At 68.5% G+C, this 17,995-nt stretch carries 15 protein-coding genes; 9 read left to right on the forward strand and 6 right to left on the reverse strand.

Annotated features, from left to right (window positions below; all coding sequences use genetic code 11):
* Positions 1-13: 13 nt before the first annotated feature.
* Complete coding sequence (locus Q0579_RS04585; protein ID WP_298809598.1) at positions 14-2,038, forward strand: autotransporter assembly complex family protein; 2,025 nt, start codon at positions 14-16, stop codon at positions 2,036-2,038.
* A complete protein-coding gene (locus Q0579_RS04590) occupies positions 2,035-6,153 on the forward strand; it encodes a translocation/assembly module TamB domain-containing protein (protein WP_298809601.1) in 4,119 nt (1,372 codons plus the stop codon). The genes Q0579_RS04585 and Q0579_RS04590 overlap by 4 nt, the downstream gene beginning before the upstream one ends.
* A 41-nt stretch (positions 6,154-6,194) precedes the next feature.
* Here the strand turns inward: Q0579_RS04590 and Q0579_RS04595 are convergent, their stop codons facing one another.
* Positions 6,195-7,310: a M14-type cytosolic carboxypeptidase gene (locus tag Q0579_RS04595; protein WP_298809604.1), complete on the reverse strand. Its 1,116-nt coding sequence runs from the start codon at positions 7,308-7,310 to the stop codon at positions 6,195-6,197.
* Between the two features lie 13 nt (positions 7,311-7,323).
* Positions 7,324-7,926: a hypothetical protein gene (locus Q0579_RS04600; protein WP_298809607.1), complete on the reverse strand. Its 603-nt coding sequence runs from the start codon at positions 7,924-7,926 to the stop codon at positions 7,324-7,326.
* 182 nt (positions 7,927-8,108) lie between these two features.
* Between Q0579_RS04600 and ykgO the strand changes: the two genes are divergently transcribed.
* Genes ykgO through Q0579_RS04615 form a run of 3 tightly spaced genes read left to right on the forward strand, consistent with a single transcriptional unit; the run spans position 8,109 to position 9,827 of the window.
* A complete protein-coding gene (gene ykgO / locus Q0579_RS04605) occupies positions 8,109-8,234 on the forward strand; it encodes a type B 50S ribosomal protein L36 (protein ID WP_003046794.1) in 126 nt (41 codons plus the stop codon).
* 46 nt (positions 8,235-8,280) lie between these two features.
* On the forward strand, positions 8,281-8,892 hold the full coding sequence (locus tag Q0579_RS04610) for an HAD family phosphatase (RefSeq protein ID WP_298809610.1): 612 nt from the start codon (positions 8,281-8,283) through the stop codon (positions 8,890-8,892).
* A 44-nt stretch (positions 8,893-8,936) separates the two neighbouring features.
* Positions 8,937-9,827 (forward strand): EamA family transporter, encoded by an 891-nt coding sequence (locus Q0579_RS04615; protein WP_298809613.1) that lies wholly within the window; start codon positions 8,937-8,939, stop codon positions 9,825-9,827.
* 6 nt (positions 9,828-9,833) lie between these two features.
* Here Q0579_RS04615 and Q0579_RS04620 read toward each other — a convergent pair whose 3' ends face one another.
* Genes Q0579_RS04620 through purD form a run of 3 tightly spaced genes read right to left on the reverse strand, consistent with a single transcriptional unit; the run spans position 9,834 to position 12,358 of the window.
* Positions 9,834-10,289, reverse strand: coding sequence for a GreA/GreB family elongation factor (locus Q0579_RS04620; RefSeq protein WP_298809616.1), 456 nt, complete (start codon positions 10,287-10,289; stop codon positions 9,834-9,836).
* Entirely contained in the window at positions 10,286-11,017 is a 732-nt protein-coding gene (locus Q0579_RS04625) for a hypothetical protein (RefSeq protein ID WP_298809617.1), read from the reverse strand. The genes Q0579_RS04620 and Q0579_RS04625 overlap by 4 nt, the downstream gene beginning before the upstream one ends.
* Positions 11,018-11,065: 48 nt before the next feature.
* Positions 11,066-12,358 carry a phosphoribosylamine--glycine ligase gene (purD, locus tag Q0579_RS04630; protein ID WP_298809619.1) on the reverse strand — a complete coding sequence of 431 codons (1,293 nt, stop codon included), beginning with the start codon at positions 12,356-12,358 and terminating at the stop codon, positions 11,066-11,068.
* On the opposite strand from purD, the gene xseA reads away from it, so the two are divergent.
* Positions 12,357-13,811 carry an exodeoxyribonuclease VII large subunit gene (xseA, locus tag Q0579_RS04635; RefSeq protein WP_298809622.1) on the forward strand — a complete coding sequence of 485 codons (1,455 nt, stop codon included), beginning with the start codon at positions 12,357-12,359 and terminating at the stop codon, positions 13,809-13,811. The two genes, purD and xseA, sit on opposite strands and share 2 nt — an antisense overlap.
* A gap of 14 nt (positions 13,812-13,825) precedes the next feature.
* A complete protein-coding gene (locus tag Q0579_RS04640) occupies positions 13,826-14,026 on the forward strand; it encodes a DUF2093 domain-containing protein (RefSeq protein WP_298809624.1) in 201 nt (66 codons plus the stop codon).
* 3 nt (positions 14,027-14,029) lie between these two features.
* On the opposite strand, the gene Q0579_RS04645 is transcribed toward Q0579_RS04640, so the two are convergent.
* On the reverse strand, positions 14,030-14,488 hold the full coding sequence (locus Q0579_RS04645; protein WP_298809626.1) for a hypothetical protein: 459 nt from the start codon (positions 14,486-14,488) through the stop codon (positions 14,030-14,032).
* 304 nt (positions 14,489-14,792) lie between these two features.
* Between Q0579_RS04645 and Q0579_RS18255 the strand changes: the two genes are divergently transcribed.
* Together Q0579_RS18255 and Q0579_RS04650 are read left to right on the forward strand one after the other, a co-directional pair.
* The gene (locus tag Q0579_RS18255) at positions 14,793-15,290 is read left to right on the forward strand and encodes a TonB-dependent receptor plug domain-containing protein (RefSeq protein ID WP_366522261.1); all 498 of its coding nucleotides are present in this window, start codon (positions 14,793-14,795) and stop codon (positions 15,288-15,290) included.
* A gap of 44 nt (positions 15,291-15,334) precedes the next feature.
* Positions 15,335-17,935 carry a TonB-dependent receptor gene (locus Q0579_RS04650; protein ID WP_366522262.1) on the forward strand — a complete coding sequence of 867 codons (2,601 nt, stop codon included), beginning with the start codon at positions 15,335-15,337 and terminating at the stop codon, positions 17,933-17,935.
* Positions 17,936-17,995: the final 60 nt, after the last annotated feature.

Consider the following 17,995-nt stretch of genomic DNA (forward strand, 5'->3'; position numbering starts at 1 on the left):
TAAGTCGCTGAGGATGGGTCCGCGTGTGGGGCACCGCCGCGTGCTGCTGTGCGCCGCGGGGGGAATCGTTGGTCTGGCATCCGCGGCGGACGCGCAGCAGGCGCGCGCGCCCGTCGCACCCGCGCCGGTGTCACCCGTTGCGACCGACGCGGCGAGCCGTTCCGATCGCGCCGTGCCGCAGCAGGCGGACCCGCTCGAGCTCGATCCCGGCGCGCCGCTCGCGGCCATGCCCGACATCGGGGTCGACTGGCCCGATCTGTCGGCATCGCCCGCCGCGACGAGTGCGAGCGCACGCCGCGCCGACGTCAACGCGCTGACGCGGTACGATTACCGCGTCGAGGGGATCGACGGCATCGCCTCCGCGCTGCTGCGCCAGCGGTTCGAGGAATTGTCGACGCTGGCCGCCAATCACAACAAGGAGGCCAATGCCGCGCAGCTCGACCGCCGCGCGCGCGAGGACGCCGATCTGCTCGTCACGCTGTTGAAGGGCGAGGGTTATTACGACGCCGCGGTCACCACCGCGGTCGCGACCGCGGCGAAGCGCCCGGTGATCGTCCTTCAGGCGACGCCCGGGCCGTTGTACCGCTTCGCCGGGGTGACGCTGAACGGCGTGGCGGGTGCGGGCGACAAGGCGACGGCACTGGAAAAGGCGTTTCCGGTGACCGGCAACGATCCGGTCAATGCCGATACGATCGCGGCGGCGGAGACGCGGCTGCGCACCGCGGTGGGCGAACAAGGGTTTCCTTTCGCCAAGGTAGGCGAGCCCGAGATCGTGGTCGACCATGCGACGCGCACCGCGACGCTAAACGTGGATTTGTCGACCGGCACCGCCCGGCGTTTCGGACAGATCACCGCCAATCCGAACAACCGCGTGTTCGATGCACGCCACGTGCAGGAGATCGCGCGGTTCGCACCGGGGGACCCGTACACCACATCGGGCGTCGACGACCTGCGCCGCGCGCTGATCCAGACCGGGCTCGTCTCAACCGCGCAGGTGACGCCCAAACCGGGCGCCACGCCCGACACGGTCGACCTCGACGTGCGGCTGGATCCCGCGCCACCGCGCACGGTCGCGGCCGAGCTCGGCTACGGCACCGGCGAGGGCGCGCGGTCGGAGGTGAGCTGGACGCACCGCAACCTGTTCCCGCCCGAAGGTGCGCTGACGCTGCGCGGCGTGCTCGGCACGCGCGAGCAGCTCGGCTCGGTCGTGTTCCGGCGCAACAACTTTCGGGAGCGCGACCAGGTGCTGACCGCGCAGTTCGCCGCCGCGCACACGCAGCGCGACGCGTACGACGCCAACACGCTGACGCTAAGCGGTTCGCTCGAGCGGCAGACCAACATCTTCTTCCAGAAAACCTGGACCTGGTCGCTGGGCGCCGAGCTGGTCGCGACCGACGAGCGCGACGTGATCGCCTCGACGGGTGCGCCACGCCGTCGCACCTTCTTCATCGGCGCGCTGCCGACGAGTCTGGGGTACGACGGGTCGGACGACCTGCTCAACCCGTCGCGCGGGTTCCGCTTGTCGGGGCGGTTCAGCCCCGAGGTCAGCCTGCAAGGCAGCGCGTTCGGCTATGCGCGCACGCAGATCGACGCGAGCGGCTACGTGCCCGCGACACGGGCGGTGACGCTCGCGGGGCGGGTGCGCATGGGCACGATCCTGGGCGCGCCGCGCGATCAGATCGCGCCGTCGCGGCGCTTCTATGCCGGCGGTGGCGCGTCGGTGCGCGGCTACGGCTTTCAGGCGATCGGGCCGCGCGACGTCAACAACGACCCGATCGGCGGGCGCAGCCTCGCCGAATTCTCGATCGAGGCGCGGGTCAAGGCGTTCGGCAATTTCGGTGTCGTGCCCTTCTTCGACGGCGGCAACATCTACACCGGCGGCGTGCCCGACTTCAGCGGGTTGCAATACGGCGCCGGGCTGGGCGTGCGTTATTATTCCAACTTCGGCCCGATCAGGCTCGACGTCGGCACGCCGCTCAACCCGCAACCGGGTGACAGCCGGATCGCGGTCTACGTCTCGCTGGGGCAGGCATTTTGACGCGGCTCCTGCGCTGGTTCGCGGTCGCGGTGACGGCGCTCGCCGCGCTGGTCGCGGTCACTGCGTTGGTGCTCGACAGCGACCTCGGTCACCGTTTCGTCGCCGACCGCGTCAACGCGCTCGCTCCTGCCAATGGGCTGCGTTTCCACATCGGGCGGATCGACGGGTCGCTGTACGGCAAGGCGACGCTGGTCGACTTCCGGCTGAGCGATCCCGACGGGCTCGTGCTCGCGGTGCCGCGCGCGCGGCTCGACTGGAACCCGTTCGCTTACGTGTCAAACCGGCTCGAGATCGCCGCGCTCGATATCCCGACCGCGACGCTCGCCAAGCTGCCGCGCACGCTCGACACCGGCAAACAGGGCCCGATCCTGCCCGATTTCGACATCGCGATCGGGCGGTTGCGCGTCGTGCGCCTCGTCGTCGCGCCGCGCGTGACGGGCAAGCAGCGCGAAGGCCGGATCGAGGGTCGCGCCGATATCCGCTCCGGTCACGCGTCAGTCGATCTCGCCGCGCTGGTGCAGGGGAGCGACCGCATCACCGCGCGCATCGACGCGGTGCCCGACGCCGGACGCTTCGACCTCGACGTCCGCGCGCGTGGTTCGGCAAACGGCGTGCTCGCGCAACTGACCGGGCTGCGTCGTGCGGTGACGCTCGATGTCGGGGGTGTCGGCGACTGGCAACGCTGGCGCGGGACCGCGCGCGCACAGGCGGGCGGCGCGCGTGTGCTCGACCTCGCGCTCGGCAACGACGCGGGGCGCTACACGCTGACCGGCAGCATCACGCCTGCCAGCATCACGCGCGGCAAGCTCCAGTCGCTCACGGCCCCACGCGTTGTGGTGAACGGCAGTGCGCGCCTGTCTAACCGCCGGCTCGACGGCACGCTTTCAATGCGCTCCGCCGCGCTAGCGGCAGAGGCCAGCGGGGTCGTCGATCTCGCGCGCAGCGCGTTCGACAATCTGCGCCTGCGCGCGCGGCTGCTGCGGCCCGAGGCGCTATTCCGCAACATGCGCGCGCAGAACATGGAGCTGCGCGCGATCCTGGACGGGCCGCTGCGCGCCTTTACGTTCGATTACCGTATCACCGCGCCGCGCTTCTCGTTCGACCAGACCGGGTTCGAGCAGGCGCGCGCCGCGGGGCGCGGGCGCTGGTCGAAGGCGCCGGTCGCGCTGCCGGTCCGCTTCACCGCCGCGCGCGTGACCGGGGTCGGTAATGTCGCGGGCGGCATCCTGCGCAACCTCGTCGTCGACGGCACGCTGCGCGTCACCTCGAAGCTGGTGACCGGCGACGATCTGCGCGTGCGGTCGGACAAACTGACCGGGCGGATCAACCTGCAGCTCGACCTGTCGAACGGGCAGTTCGACATCGGCGTCAACGGTGCGCTGGGGCGTTTCCTCATTCCCGGGCTCGGGATCGTCGACGTGCAATCGCGGCTGAGCGTGGTGCCGGGGCCGGGCGGCCGCGGCACACGTGTCGTCGGGCGCGGCAGTGCGCAGATGGTCAGGCTCGACAACGGCTTCTTCCGCAGCCTGGCGGGCGGACTGCCGCACGTCGAGACGATGCTGGAGCGCACACCCGACGGTGTGCTCCATTTCACCAATCTCGTGCTCACCGCGCCGCAGATCAGGCTGGCGGGAAGCGGGTATCGTCGCCGCGACGGTACCTTCCACTTCGAAGGCGCGGGGCGGCAGGCGAGCTACGGCGCGCTGACGCTGACGCTCGATGGACAGATTGAGCGGCCGACGATCGATCTCCTGTTCCAGCGGCCCAACGCGGCGCTCGGCCTGTCGAACGTGCGCGCGCACCTCGATCCGACGCCCACCGGCTTCGCCTTCACCGCCGCAGGCGGCTCGCGACTGGGACCGTTCACGACCGAGGGACAGATCCTGCTGCCCAAGGGCGGCACCGCTCGCGTCGTGATCGCGCGGCTCGACGTGAGCGGCACGCGCGCGGCGGGCGCGCTCGACATCGTGCCGAACGGCTTCCTCGGGCGGTTGACGGTCGCGGGCGGCGGGCTGTCGGGCACGCTCGACTTCGCGCCGCAGGGGACGATCCAGCGGATCGCAGGCGCGCTCGACGCGCGCGCCGCACGGCTAGGGACGATCGCGGTCAGGCAGGGACACGTCGATTTCACCACCTTGCTCGACCCCGCGGGCACGCGGATCGAGGCGACCGCGACCGGCAGCGGGCTGCGCCGCGGGTCGCTCAGCGTCGCGCGCTTCGCCGGCACCGCGAAGCTCAATGGCGAGACGGGCAAGGTCCGCGCCTCGATCGCGGGGTCGCGCGGCGCAGGCTTCCAGATCCAGACGGTGACGCAGATCACCGCCGACGGTTACACGGTGCAGGCGCAGGGCAAGGTCGGCAATCAGCCGATCCGGCTCGACACGCCCGCGCGGCTGCGTCGCGACGGCGACGACTGGCTGCTCGCTCCGACTGGTCTGTCCTTCGCGGGCGGCAAGGCGCAGGTGTCGGGGCGGTTCGGCGCGGTCGACACCGCGGTGGACCTGAGCGTCGATACGATGCCCTTGTCAGTGCTCGACATCGGCTATGCCGGCCTCGGGCTTGGCGGCAACGCCTCTGGCACGCTCCATTATGCCGCGCGGGGGGACGAGGCGCCGACGGGGCGCGTCAACATGACCGTCCGCGGCTTGACGCGGTCGGGGCTGCTGCAATCCTCGACCCCGATCGACCTCGGGATCGCAGGCGTGCTGACGGCCGACAAGGCCGGGGTGCGCGCGGTTATGGCGTCGAACGGGCGCACGATCGGACGCGCGCAGGCGCTGCTGCGCCCCTTGGGGCAGGGCGACGTGGTCGAGCGGCTGCTTGGTGCGGGCCTGTTCGCGCAATTGCGCTACAGCGGTCCCGCGGACACGTTGTGGCGGCTGACGCGCGTCGAGTTGTTCGACCTCGCCGGCCCGGTCGCGATCGCCGCCGACGTGTCGGGCAGCGTGCGCGCGCCGCAGATCAGGGGGCAGGTGCGTGCGAGCGGCGCGCGGATCAGCAGCGCGACGACGGGCACCGCGCTCACCAACGTGCAGGCGGCGGGGCGGTTCGCGGGCTCGCAATTGCAGATCCAGACCTTCACCGCCGATGCCGGGCGCGGCGGCAGCGTGACCGGCACCGGGCGGTTCGATTTCGCGGGTGCGAAGGGTGTCGCACTCGATCTCAGAATGCAGGCGAACCGGGCGGTGCTGATCGATCGCGACGATATCGGCGCGACCGTAACGGGGCCGCTCGCCTTCACCTCCGACGGATCGGGCGGGCGGATCGCGGGTGACGTGCGGCTCGACGCGAGCCGTTATCGACTGGGGCAAGCGACGGTCGCGAGCGCGCTGCCGCAGCTCAACATCCGCGAGATCAACCTGCCCGGCGGGGGCGAGGCGGACGACGATGCAGGGCCTGCTCCCTGGACGCTCGCCGTTCACGCGCGCGCGAAGGGTGGTCTGATGGTCAGTGGGCTGGGTCTGTCGTCCGAATGGTCGACCGACGTGACCATCGCCGGCACTCCCGACAATCCCGCGATCACCGGCCGAGCCGACCTGATCCGCGGCGATTACGAATTCGCGGGGCGCGAGTTCGAGCTTGAGCGCGGCGTGCTACGCTTCGGCGGCGAGGTGCCAGCGAACCCCGCGCTCGACATCGAGGCGAACGCCGACTCGACTGGCCTGCGTGCCACCATCCGCGTGACGGGCGTCGCGCAGAAGCCCGAGATCACCTTCAGCAGCGTCCCCGCACTGCCGCAGGACGAACTGCTCTCGCGGCTACTGTTCGGCACCTCGATCACCAACCTGTCCGCGCCAGAGGCGTTGCAGCTCGCCGCCGCAGTCGCCGCGCTGCAGGACGGCGGCAACGGCCTGAACCCGATCAACGCGGTCCGCCGCGCGGCCGGGCTCGACCGTCTGCGCATCCTGCCCGCCGACCCGCAGACCGGGCAGGGCACCTCGATCGCGGCGGGCAAGTACGTAACGCGGCGCGTTTATGCCGAGATCATCACCGATGGGCAGGGCTATTCGGCCACGCGCGTCGAGTATCAGGTCACGCGCTGGCTCTCGCTGCTGTCGTCGATCTCGACGCTCGGGCGGCAGAGCGGCAACGTGCGCGTGTCGAAGGATTATTGAGGCGCGAACGCCCCCTCCCGGTCGGGGAGGAAGCCGTTCACTCACAACCCGTCGATCATCTCCGACAGAACTTCCAGGCACGATACGCCCAGCCGCTTCGAGCGCTCGGGGCTCCAGCCGAACACGGCGTCGGGGTTGGGGTCGTGGTCCTTGAACGGCATCTCCAGCGTCACCGACACCGCGCCGAACCGCTCGGCGAGCTGGTTGGTCGACATCGACAGATTGGCCTTGCCTGCGGGCGACTTGTCGTAACCGAGCTCGGTCTGGAAATCGGGTGTGTGCGCGGCGAGCCGGCGACCGAAATCGTAGAATTTGTCGCCGTGCGCATCGGTCCACGACGGAATGCCCTCGAACCCGGCGATGAAATTCGCTGCGATCGCCTCGTCACCGTGGACGTCCATCGCGAAGGTGACGCCGGTCCGGTCCATTTCGGCGAGCACGCACAACACCTCGGGGCTGCGCTCGGCGCTGGGCGCGTGCCATTCGCGGTTGAGGTTCACGCCCGCAGCGTTGGTACGCAGGTGTCCGCGCCGCGTCCCGTCGGGGTTCATGTTGGGCACGACGTGGACGGTCGCCTTCGACAGCAGCGGCTGCGCGGCATCGCTTGTCAGCCAGTCGAGCGCGCCTTCCATCCACCATTCGGTCATCGACTCGCCCGGATGCTGGCGGCCGTAGAGCCACACCTGCTTCTCGCCCGACCCGACGCGGAGATAGTCGATCGCCTGCCCGTCGAGTGTCTGGCCAAGCTCACGGTGGGTGACGCCGGACCGCGCAGCGATGCGCGCGACAAGATGCGCGTGCATCTCCATCGTATAGGGCGCGAAATAGGCGAACCAGGCGAGATCACCGCCGGCACCGGCGGCGTCCCAGTCGAACTCGAGCACGCCGTCGGCGTAGCGCGTATCGATCATCCGCCAGTGTGTCAGGTCGGTCGACGCGCGCGTCTTGTACCCCGGCCAGCCGAACGGATAAGCGGACTGCCCGGCGTTCAGGATGCGGAAGGTGGTGCGACCCTCCAGTCCGGCGGCGCGGAAGTAGAACCATTGAAAGAAATCGGACTGGTGATCGCGCACGATCTCCAGGTCGACGCGAGTATCGTGAACGGCGACGAGGCGGATGTTGCCGCCGTCAAAGGCTGCGTTGATCGATAGGGTCATGCGACCAGCCTACTTACTTCACCTCAATCGTGCGACCCGATTCGCCGGGGAAACCGGTGAACAGCGCGGACGCGAGTCGCTGCGCGATCGAGGCGCTGTCCGCGCTCGGCGCGCTGGTGTCGGTCAGCGATTGCGCCTGCCCTTCCCAGATCGCGTCGGGGCCCTTGCGGATGCGCACCGACAGCTCGGTCACCACGCCTTCGCCGCCGCCACCGCCGCCAACCGGGAAGCCGACGCCAGCGCCGACTCCGCCGCCGCTGCGCCAGCCGCCGCCACCGACACCGCCGCCCAGGCCGATCGAGATCGGCGAGCGCCGACGCGGCAGCGATTGCGGTGCGCGTGTGAAACCGACCGTCGCGATATATTGCGCGGTGGCGCCGGGCGCGGGGTTGGTGAAGCCCTGGCGCAACAACTCGCTCTGCACCGCCGCGGCATAGGTCTTGTACTCGATGCTGGGCGTCGTCGGCCCAGGCAGCGGCTCCACTGCGATCGTGCCGCGCTGCGTCACCGGATCATAGTGGAAGCGCGTCGCGGACACCGGAAAACGCTGCGGCCCGGTGGCGCAGGCGGACACGAGCGTGGCGGCGGCAAGGACGGCGATGGGCAAAGCGCGCATGAAGCCTTCTCTCCTGGAAAGGGTCGTTTCGATGCAGTAACGCCGCAAGCGCGCGCAGGCTCCCAGGGCGTGCATCCGGATCGTGCACCGGTGCAACGGGCGCGCGGTTGACTTCGCGGGCCGGTTTCACTAGGCGGCGCGCTTTCCGGTTTCCACACGAACACGACCCACAAAGGCGCACCATGAAGATCCGCAACAGCTTGAAGTCGCTCAAGGACCGCCACCGCGACAACCGCGTGATCCGTCGCCGCGGCCGTACCTACGTCATCAACAAGACCAACCGTCGCTTCAAGGCTCGCCAGGGCTGATTCGGCCGGCGCCGGCACCCGCGGCGCGGCTGGAGTGAAACGGTACATGCCCGTCACGTCGGTGATCTTCGATGTCGGGCACGTGCTTTATGATTGGGATCCGCGGGTCCTGTACGAGCGCCTGTTCGACGACGAACAGGCGCTCGACCTATTCTTGCGAGAGGTCGCCACGCGCGAGTGGCATTTCCAGCATGATGCGGGACGCCCGTTTGCGGAGACCTCGGCCGAGCTGATCGCGCTTCATCCCGAGCATGCCGAGATGATCCGCGCCTGGGGGCCGCGCTTCTCCGAGCAGATCCCAGGACCGATCACCGACATGCCCGCGATCGTCGAGGAGCTGGACGCGAACGGCGTGCCGTTGTTCGCGATCACCAACTTTTCCGGCGAGTTCTTCGCGCCCTTCCGTGCGCGCGAGGCGGCGCTGTTCGATCGTTTCCGCGACATCGTCGTCTCGGGCGACGAGAAGCTGATCAAGCCCGACGCCGCAATCTATCGCCTCGCGCTGCGCCGTTTCGGGGTGGCGGCGGATGAGACGATCTTCGTTGACGACAATGCGGCAAACATCGCGGGCGCACGCGCGGTTGGCATCCGCGCGCATCATTTCCGCGATGCGGTCACGCTGCGTGCCGAGCTGACCGAACTGGGGCTGCTGCGCTGAGCCAGCCCACGGCGAGGGCAGGAGCGGGGCCGGGAGCGGGGCACGTGCCGCTGCGCCACCTGCTGCTCGGTCTCGCGGTTGTGGTCGTGTGGGGAACCAATTTCGTCGTCATCCGCGTCGCGCTGGAACAGCTGCCGCCGCTCGCCTTCGCCGCACTACGCTTCACCCTCGCGTTCCTGCCCGCCGCACTGTTCATCCGCCGCCCGGCGGTGCGCTGGCGTGATCTGGCGAGCTACGGCGTCCTGATCGGGGCAGGACAGTTCGGACTGCTGTTCATCGCGATGGACGGGCTGATCTCGCCCGGGCTCGCCAGCCTGGTCGTGCAGGCTCAGGTGTTCTTCACGATCGCGCTAGCGATGGCGTTCCGCGGCGAGCGGGTGAAGCCGGTGCAGGTGCTGGCACTCGTCATGGCGACCTTGGGGATCAGCGTGATCGTCGCGCACGGCGGGGGTGCCGCGACCCCGCTCGGGCTCGCGCTCGTCATCGCGGCAGCGCTCAGTTGGGCGGGCGGCAATCACGTCGCCAAGGCGAGCGGGGTGACCGACATGCTGGCGTTCGTCGTCTGGTCGAGCATGTTCGCGGTGCCGCCGCTGGTGCTCGCGGCCTTGGTGCTGGAGGGATGGCAGCCGATCGCGACCGCGCTGGCGCAGGCGACGCCTGCCACCTGGGGCGCGGTGGTGTGGCAGTCGGTCGGCAACTCGCTGTTCGGCTATGCCGCCTGGGGCTGGCTGCTCGCGCGGCATCCCGCCGCCACGATCACGCCGCTCGCGATGCTGGTGCCGGTGTTCGGCATGGGGGCAAGCGCGCTGCTGCTGGGCGAACCGCTGCCGGGGTGGAAGCTGGGCGCGGGGGCGCTGGTGCTCGGTGGGCTGGCGATCAACATCCTGTGGCCGCTCGCCGGACGAATCCCATGGCGACGCGGGGCAGGGGCGTGACGGGCTTTACTCGACCGACAGCACCTCGATCGCATTCTCGCGGCCGTTGAACGAGACCAGCTCGCCCGCCTCTGCGCCCATCAGCGCGCGCGCGAGCGGGGCGGAGAAGGCGATCGCCCCCGCCGCCGGATCGGCCTCGTCGTCGCCGACGAGCGTGACGGCGCGCTGCTTTCCCGCGAGCGTGAAGGTGACGCGGTTGCCGAAGCCGATTGCCCCGTCGTCGCGCGGACGCGTCTCGATCGCAGTCGCGCGCCGCGTCTGCCAGTAGCGCAGGTCGCGGCGGAGTTTCTTTACCGCTTCGGCGTCGTCGGTCGCCTCGATCTCGCCCTCCAACGCGGTGATCCGATCCGCGATCAGCTGACGACCGCGCGCGGTGACCAGATTGGGGCCGGGCGGCAGCGGCAGCTCGAACGTCGGCTCGAGATGCTCGTCGTCGCTCTCACGACGAAAGGCGACGCTCATCCGAGCTTGCCGAACTGTGCCTCGTAGCCGGCGCGGTCGCCCTGCGCGAGGAAGCGCGCCTGCTCGCGCCAGCGATCGCGCTCCATCCGGCCCTGGAACGCGCCGAGCTGCGCATCGAGATCGGCGGCTTCCTGATCGTCCAGCCAGGCGAGCTGGTCGACCCGCGTGATGCCGAGTTCGCCCAAACGCGCCGCGATCTTGGGCCCGAGCCCCTTCAACTGCGTGATCGACCCGCCAGCGGGTGCTGTATCGGTGGCGACGAACTCGGGTGCGCCGGGGCTATCGGCCGCGGCACTGGCGGGCGAGGCGTCAAGCGGCGCAGCGGCGGCAATTGGCTCGTCGGCGAGCGGCGGTTCGCTCGGCTGGTCATCGATCGCCGGCGCGATGTCGTCCGGACCGGTATCGGCGGCGCGATCGATTGATGGCGCAGATGGCGTGGCGGAGCGCGCTTCGGTGCTGCCGCTGCGCTGACCCTCGGGTGCGAGCGTCGAGGCCGCGCTCGGCGGCGGGCGGTCGGCGAACGACTCGCCCGCGATATCGGCGTCACGCTCCTCGACACCGTCCTCGCGGAGCGCATCGATGCGCGCCTGCTCCTCCTTCTCGGCGGCACGACGGGCGTTTTTCAATCGCGCGCCCTTGATCATGCCGATGATCGTCAGCAGCGCGAGCAGCGCCACCAGCCCGAGCGCGATCAGCACGAGCAGGTTGTCCTGCGAAAACGGTATCATCGAAAAATTGCCCATAAGGCGAGAACGTAGAGCGCCGGCCGAGGGTCCTCAAGCGCGATGCGTGCCGTCGTCCTCGCGCGCGATCTCGCGCCAGCCGATGTCGCGGCGGCAGAAACCGGTCGGAAAGTCGATGCGGTCGACCGCGGCATAAGCGGCGGCGTGCGCCGCGCGCACGCTGTCGCCGGTGGCGGTGACCGCGAGTACGCGCCCGCCGTTCGCCACGAGTTGGCCGTCCTGCATGCGCGTCCCCGCCTGAAACACGCGCGCACCGTCCGCCTCGGCATGCGAAATGCCACTGATCGCCCCGCCGGTCTCGGGCGTTCCGGGATAGCCGCGCGCGGCCATGACGACGGTCAGCGCCACTTCGTCGCGAAAGCGCGGCTCGGACAGGTCGGTCAGCCGGCCCTCCGCCACGGCGAGCAGCACCTCAACCAGATCGCCGTCGAAACGCGCCATCAGCACCTGGCATTCGGGATCGCCGAAGCGGACGTTGTACTCGATCAGCTTGGGCCCGTCCGCGGTCAGCATCAGCCCGGCATAGAGCACGCCGACGTATGGGGTGCCCGCGGCTGCGAGCGCGTCGATCGTCGGGCGGACGATCTCGCCCAGCGCGCGCTCCTCGTCCTCGGCCGACAGGCACGCGGCGGGCGAGTAGGCGCCCATGCCGCCGGTGTTCGCGCCCGTGTCGCCGTCGCCGACGCGCTTGTGGTCCTGCGCCGAGCCGAATGACGCGCTGCTGGTACCGTCGCTCAGTACGAACAGGCTGGCTTCCTCGCCCTCCAGGAACTCTTCGATCACCGCCTCCGCGGGGCCGTGCGCGAATAGCTCATGGATCGCCGTCTCGGCCTCGTCGCGCGACATCGCGACGGTCACGCCCTTGCCCGCGGCGAGGCCGTCGGCCTTGATGACGCAGCGGCAGCCATCCGCGGTCGCGAAATCGTCGAGGCAGGCGAGCGCGCCGTCGCGCGAGGTGACGCGCGAGTAGCGGGCGGTGGGGATGCCGACGCGCGCGCACAGATCCTTGGTGAAGCCCTTCGATCCCTCCAGCCGCGCGGCCTCGCGGCCCGGACCAAACACGGGCACGCCGATCGCGCGGACGTTGTCGGCCAGTCCCTCGACCAGCGGCGCCTCGGGGCCGACGACAACCAGCCCGATCTGCTGCCGCCGCACGAAGTCGATCACCGCGCGGTGATCGGCGGGGTCGAGATCGACGACCGTCGCATGGTCCGCGATCCCGGGGTTGCCCGGCGCGGCGAACAGCGTATCGAGGCGGGGCGACTGCGCCAGCCGCCATGCCAGTGCGTGTTCGCGGCCGCCCGACCCGATCAACAGGATATTCATGGCCGACCCCCTTTTCGATACTCCGCCAGGGCGGCTGGTAGCCGAGCCGGTGGCGGGCGACAATACGATGGCGCTGTCGGTCGGCGAGCTGTCGGGCCGCTTGAAGCGGATGGTCGAGGGCGAGTTCGGTCACGTCCGGCTTCGCGGCGAGATCTCGGGCTACAAGCGTGTCGCCTCGGGCCACTCGTACCTGGCACTGAAGGACGACAGCGCCGTGATCGACGGCGTGATGTGGAAGGGCAACAGCGCATCGCTCGCCTTCCGCCCGGAAGACGGCGTCGAGGTGATCGCGACCGGACGGCTGACGACCTATCCGGGCCGCTCGAAATACCAGATCATCATCGAGCGGATGGAGCTCGCCGGCGCGGGTGCGCTGATGGCGCTGCTCGAGCGCAACAAGGCGCGCTTCGATGCCGAAGGGCTGTTCGCGAAATCGCGCGCGCGTCGGGCCCTACCTTTCATGCCGCGCGTCATCGGTGTCGTCACCTCGGGTGCCGGGGCGGTGATCCGCGACATCCTCCACCGGCTGGAGGATCGTTGCCCGACGCACGTCGTCGTTTGGCCGGTCAAGGTCCAGGGGCAGGGCGCGGCGGAGGAGATCGCCGCGGCGATCCGCGGCTTCGACGCGCTGCCCGCAGCGGACGCCGCGACGTCGGACGTGCCGTGCACGCCGGCCGGGTCGCGTAATCGTGCTTCGCCGATCCCGCGACCCGACCTCGTCATCGTCGCGCGCGGCGGCGGGTCGATCGAGGATCTGTGGGCGTTCAACGAGGAGCCGGTCGTCCGCGCGGTCGCTGCCTGCTCGATCCCGATCATCTCCGCGGTCGGGCACGAGACCGACACGACCTTGTGCGATCACGCCGCTGACCTGCGCGCGCCGACCCCGACCGCGGCGGCCGAGATCGCGGTGCCGGTGCTCGCCGACCTGCGCTACACGCTCGATGCGATGAGCGCACGCACCGCGCGCTGCGCCAACCGCCACGTCGAGCGCGGGCGCGAGCGGCTGACTGCGCTCGCGCGCCTGCTGCCCTCGCGCGACCGGCTGCTGGGGCCGCAGCGGCAGCGGATGGACGAGGCCGCGATCCGCGCCGACCGCGCGCTGGAACGCCGTGTCGCGGTGGCGCGTGGCACGCTCGACCGCGTGGCGGGCGCGATCCGCCCCGCGACGCTCGACCGCCGGCTGGAAGCCGCCCGGCGCAGCCTCAGCGACATCGGGCGATTGGTGGAGAGCCTCAACCCCGATCGCATCCTCGAACGCGGCTACGCACGCGTGACGACGCGCGACGGCGCGACGATCACCACCGCTGCCGCGGCGCGCGAGGCCGGCGCGCTGACGCTCCACTTCCGGCGGGAAGAGGTGATTGACGTGACCGTCGCAGGCACGGTTGAGGAAGCCCCGATGCGCCCCCAAGTCCGGCGCACGCGCAAACCCGAACAGCCGACGCTGCTCTAACGGAACAACAAGCGATGCTCATGTCCAACACCAACCGACCCGCCAAGCTCCACTACATGGCCAACGGCTTTCGCGTGCTGAGCACCGGCGACCACGTCATCTGCGCCGCCTCAGGCGCGCCGATCGCGCTCGACGACCTGCGCTACTGGGACGTCGCCGGCCAGCGCCCCTTCGCAACCGCACAGCTCGCCAGCGAGGCGATGCGCCCGCGGTGAGGACTAGCGTAGCCGTTTGACCTTGATCGAGGTTCCACCGGCAATCGATGCTTTGTAAGCACCCAAGGCGGCAGCCTTGATCGTGATGGTTGCACCGGCACGTGGTTCAAAGCGGGCTGTTTCCACCGTTTGCCATACTGACCCATCCGCCAAAGCGAGGTTGAAGCGCGCATATTGCGCATTTGCCACGCTCGAAATGGTCGACGTCAGCTCGCGTACGGCAGTGGCTTTATCTACCGCATCGCCGAGTGCTGCTCCATCTGACGTGAGACCGAAGCGAGCGCGTCGGCGTTCGACGACCTTCTCTTTGTCGAGCACGAGAAGCGACCCATTGTCGCGCGCGTCCAGAATCGCTTCGGCGGCACGATCGAAGCACGCGAGGCGTGGCGCGTCCTCCGTAAGCATGCGGCAGGCGCTTAACGCGTCCACCGTGTGCGAGACGTCATCTTGCTTCTTTGCCATGGCGACTGTCGCTTGCCCCATCACCAAACAAACAATCGCGAGTCGAACAGCTGGTCCATAAGTCATGAATTTGGCGCCTCTTTCCCCGGTTTTACCGCAGCCTCACTGTCGTAATAATACAAAGTGGTAATCAAATATGTGCTGTTTATGTGACAGCCTATACGAAAGTGACCAGGTGCTCTGCATCATCGTTGTGATTGTTACCTGTACACGTAAAAACGAACCATCCGGTGACTTGTCGTTACCGTGACAATCCGACCCACCCGGCACTGCAAGCCGGGGGTTCAAAAGGGGTAAAGACTAGATGACGGCTACATTCCGTACCCGCCTGCTCGCGTCGACGCTGCTGCTCGGAGCGGCATCGCTCTCGACGCCGGCCTTCGCGCAGAACAACGAGCCCACGCCCAATGCGAACGCGCAAGGTGAAGTCGGCATTGCGCCGGCCGCCGGCACGCCCAACACGCCGACCGCAGAAGGCGACATCGTCGTCACCGGCACGCTGATCCGTGATCCCAACGTCATTTCGTCGTCGCCGGTGGGCGTGATCGGTCAGGAAGAGCTTCAGCTCCGTCAGACCAACGTCGCGGAAGAAGTGCTCCGCACTATCCCGGGCGTCGTTCCCAGCATCGGTAGCCAGGTTAATAACGGCAACGGCGGTGCGTCGTTCGTCAACCTTCGCGGCCTCGGCTCCAACCGCAACCTCGTCCTGCTGGACGGTTCGCGCATCGCGCCTGCTGGTCTCGGCGGCCAGGTCGACCTCAACAACATCCCGCTCGCGCTCGTGGACGCGTCGACAACCTGACCGGCGGCGCAAGCTCGACCTACGGTGCGGACGCCGTCGCGGGCGTGATCAACTTCATCACCCGCAGCGACTTCACGGGCATGGAGCTGAATGCCTCGGAGCAGATCACCGAGCGTGGTGATGGCAACTTCTTCCGTGGCGACCTGACGCTGGGCGCCAATCTCGACGATGGCCGCGGCAACGTGGTGCTCAGCCTGGGTTACCAGGAGTCGGATCCCGTTTATTTCGGCGGCAACGATCGGCCGAACTCGCAAGTAACGCTCGAATCTTACGATCGCACGTACACCGCCGGTCAGGGTTCTTCGACCACCACGCCGTCGCGCTTCGACATCGGTGGAGGCCGCGCCGCGCAGCAGGTGTCGGCGGATGGCACCGGCATCCAGAACTATTACGCCCCGTTTAACTTCAACCCGGACAACGTGTTCCAGGTGCCGTTCAAGCGCTACAACATGTACGGTGCGGGGCATTACGATGTTGCAGACAACATCACTGTCTATGCACGCGGTCTGTTCTCGGACAACACGGTCACCACGATCATCGCGCCGTCGGGCGTGTTTGGTTCGTCGGTTGCAGTGCCGGTCAGCAACCCGTTCCTGAGCGCTGCGCAGCGTAACTATCTGTGTGCGAACGCGGATACGAACACGGCGGTTGCCGGCAACCAGACGCTGACGGCCGCACAGTGCGCCGCGGCGGCGGCGGCCACCAGCCCGACTGATCCGAACTATCGCACGTTCAACTTCGGCCTGCGTCGTCGTACGGTTGAGGCGGGTCCGCGTACCAGCGCATACAATACCCAGATCTTCGATTTCCGCGGCGGTGTCCGCGGTGACATCACCAGCGGTATCGGATTCGACCTCTCGGGCTCCTACGGCCGCAGCCGCAACACGCAGAACATCGGTGGTTACGTGCTTCTGTCGCGTGCACGCCAGGCGCTGCTCGCCACCAACACCACGACCTGCTTGACCGACACCAACGGTTGCGTTCCGCTCAACGTCTTCGGTCCGGCAGGGTCGATCACGCAGCAGATGGCCAACTTCCTGACCGCGGCAAGCACGACCGTCGTCGAAACGACGCTCGGTCAGGCGCGTGGTGTCATCAACGGTGACATCGGGTTCGGCTCGCCTTTCAGCGACTCGCACATCAACATCGCGGTTGGTGCCGAGTACCGTAAGTATGGCGCACGTCAGCAGGCTGATACGCTGGCGCAGACCGCGGGTGAACTTGGTGGCGCCGGTGGCGCCGCGCCGAACATCCGCGGCGGCTATGACGTGGTTGAGGGCTTCGGCGAAATCGTCGCGCCGCTCGTCACCGATCGTCCGTTCTTCCAGAACCTCCAGTTGGAAGCCGGTATCCGTCAGTCGCACTACAAGGTCGACGCTCAGGGCAACCCGACCTTCAACACCACGACGTGGAAGGCTGGTGGCAGCTGGGCACCGATCAGCGATCTGAAGCTGCGCGGAACCTACCAGCGTGCGGCACGCGCGCCGAACATCGGTGAGCTGTTCTCGCCGATCTCGACCGGACTGACCAACCTCGGGGTCGATCCGTGCGCGGGTGCGAACCCGGTGAACAACGCCAATCTGCGCGCCGTGTGTCTCGCACAGGGTGCACCGGCCGCGACGATCGGGTTCATCAACAACCCGACCGGTGGCCAGGCGGCGGTGACCGGCGGCGGAAACCCCTCGCTTCGTCCGGAAATCGCAAAGTCGTACACCTTTGGTGCGGTGGTGACGCCGAGCTTCTTCCGTGGCTTCACCGCGTCGGCTGACTATTACCACATCAAGGTGTCTGGTGCCGTCAGCAGCCCGACTCCGGCGGATCTGATCGCGGCATGCTTCGGCGCGTCGCCGACGAACCCGCCCGCCAACGCCGCAACGAGCGCAGCCTGCACCGTCATCGGCCGCAACCCGATCACGGGTGGCCTTGATGGTGATCCCGCAACGACCACCGGTCTGTTCTCGCCGCTGTCGAACCTGGGTACGATCCTTACCTCGGGTATCGACGTCAACGTCAGCTACCGGACGCGTCTGGGTCAGCTGTTCGGCGAGGATGCAGCGCTGAACCTCGGCTTCGTTGGCAACTGGACCGAACAATCCAAGTTCCAGGCGACCCCGACCTCGGTGAACCGTGAGTGCACCGGCTATTACAGCGTCAACTGCGGCTCGTTGCAGCCGGAGTTCTCGTTCAACCAGCGCACCACCTTGTCGCTTGGTCGCGCGGACATCTCGCTGCTGTGGCGCTTCATCAGCCCGATGCGGCTTGAGCCGCAACAGCTCGCCGATGACATCGCAGCGGCAGAAGCGGCGAACCGGAACGCAGCGGGCGTGCTGCTGCCGGTGGCGCAGCAGGGTTGCCCGAACTACACGACCGACGCTGGTGACGCGATTGCCAACGGCGGTGGTGCATGCTTGATCGACTCGCCGTTCCGTCGGATCGGTGCGCGTCATTACTTCGATCTTGCCACGCGCTTCTCGGCGTCTGACACGCTCGAATTCACCATCACGGTGCAGAACCTGCTCGACAAGAGCCCGCCGACCGTGGGTGGTACGGTTGGTTCGACCACCTACAACGGCGGCAACACCTTCCCGTCGACCTACGATCCGCTGGGTCGTAAGTTCGCCGTGGGTGCGCGTTTGAAGTTCTAAGCTAGAACATCGCAAAGGAAGGGCGCGCCGCTTGGTGCGCCCTTTTTTTGGGGGAGAAGG

The sequence above is a fragment of the uncultured Sphingomonas sp. genome, assembly GCF_936927845.1.
GTDB lineage: Bacteria > Pseudomonadota > Alphaproteobacteria > Sphingomonadales > Sphingomonadaceae > Sphingomonas.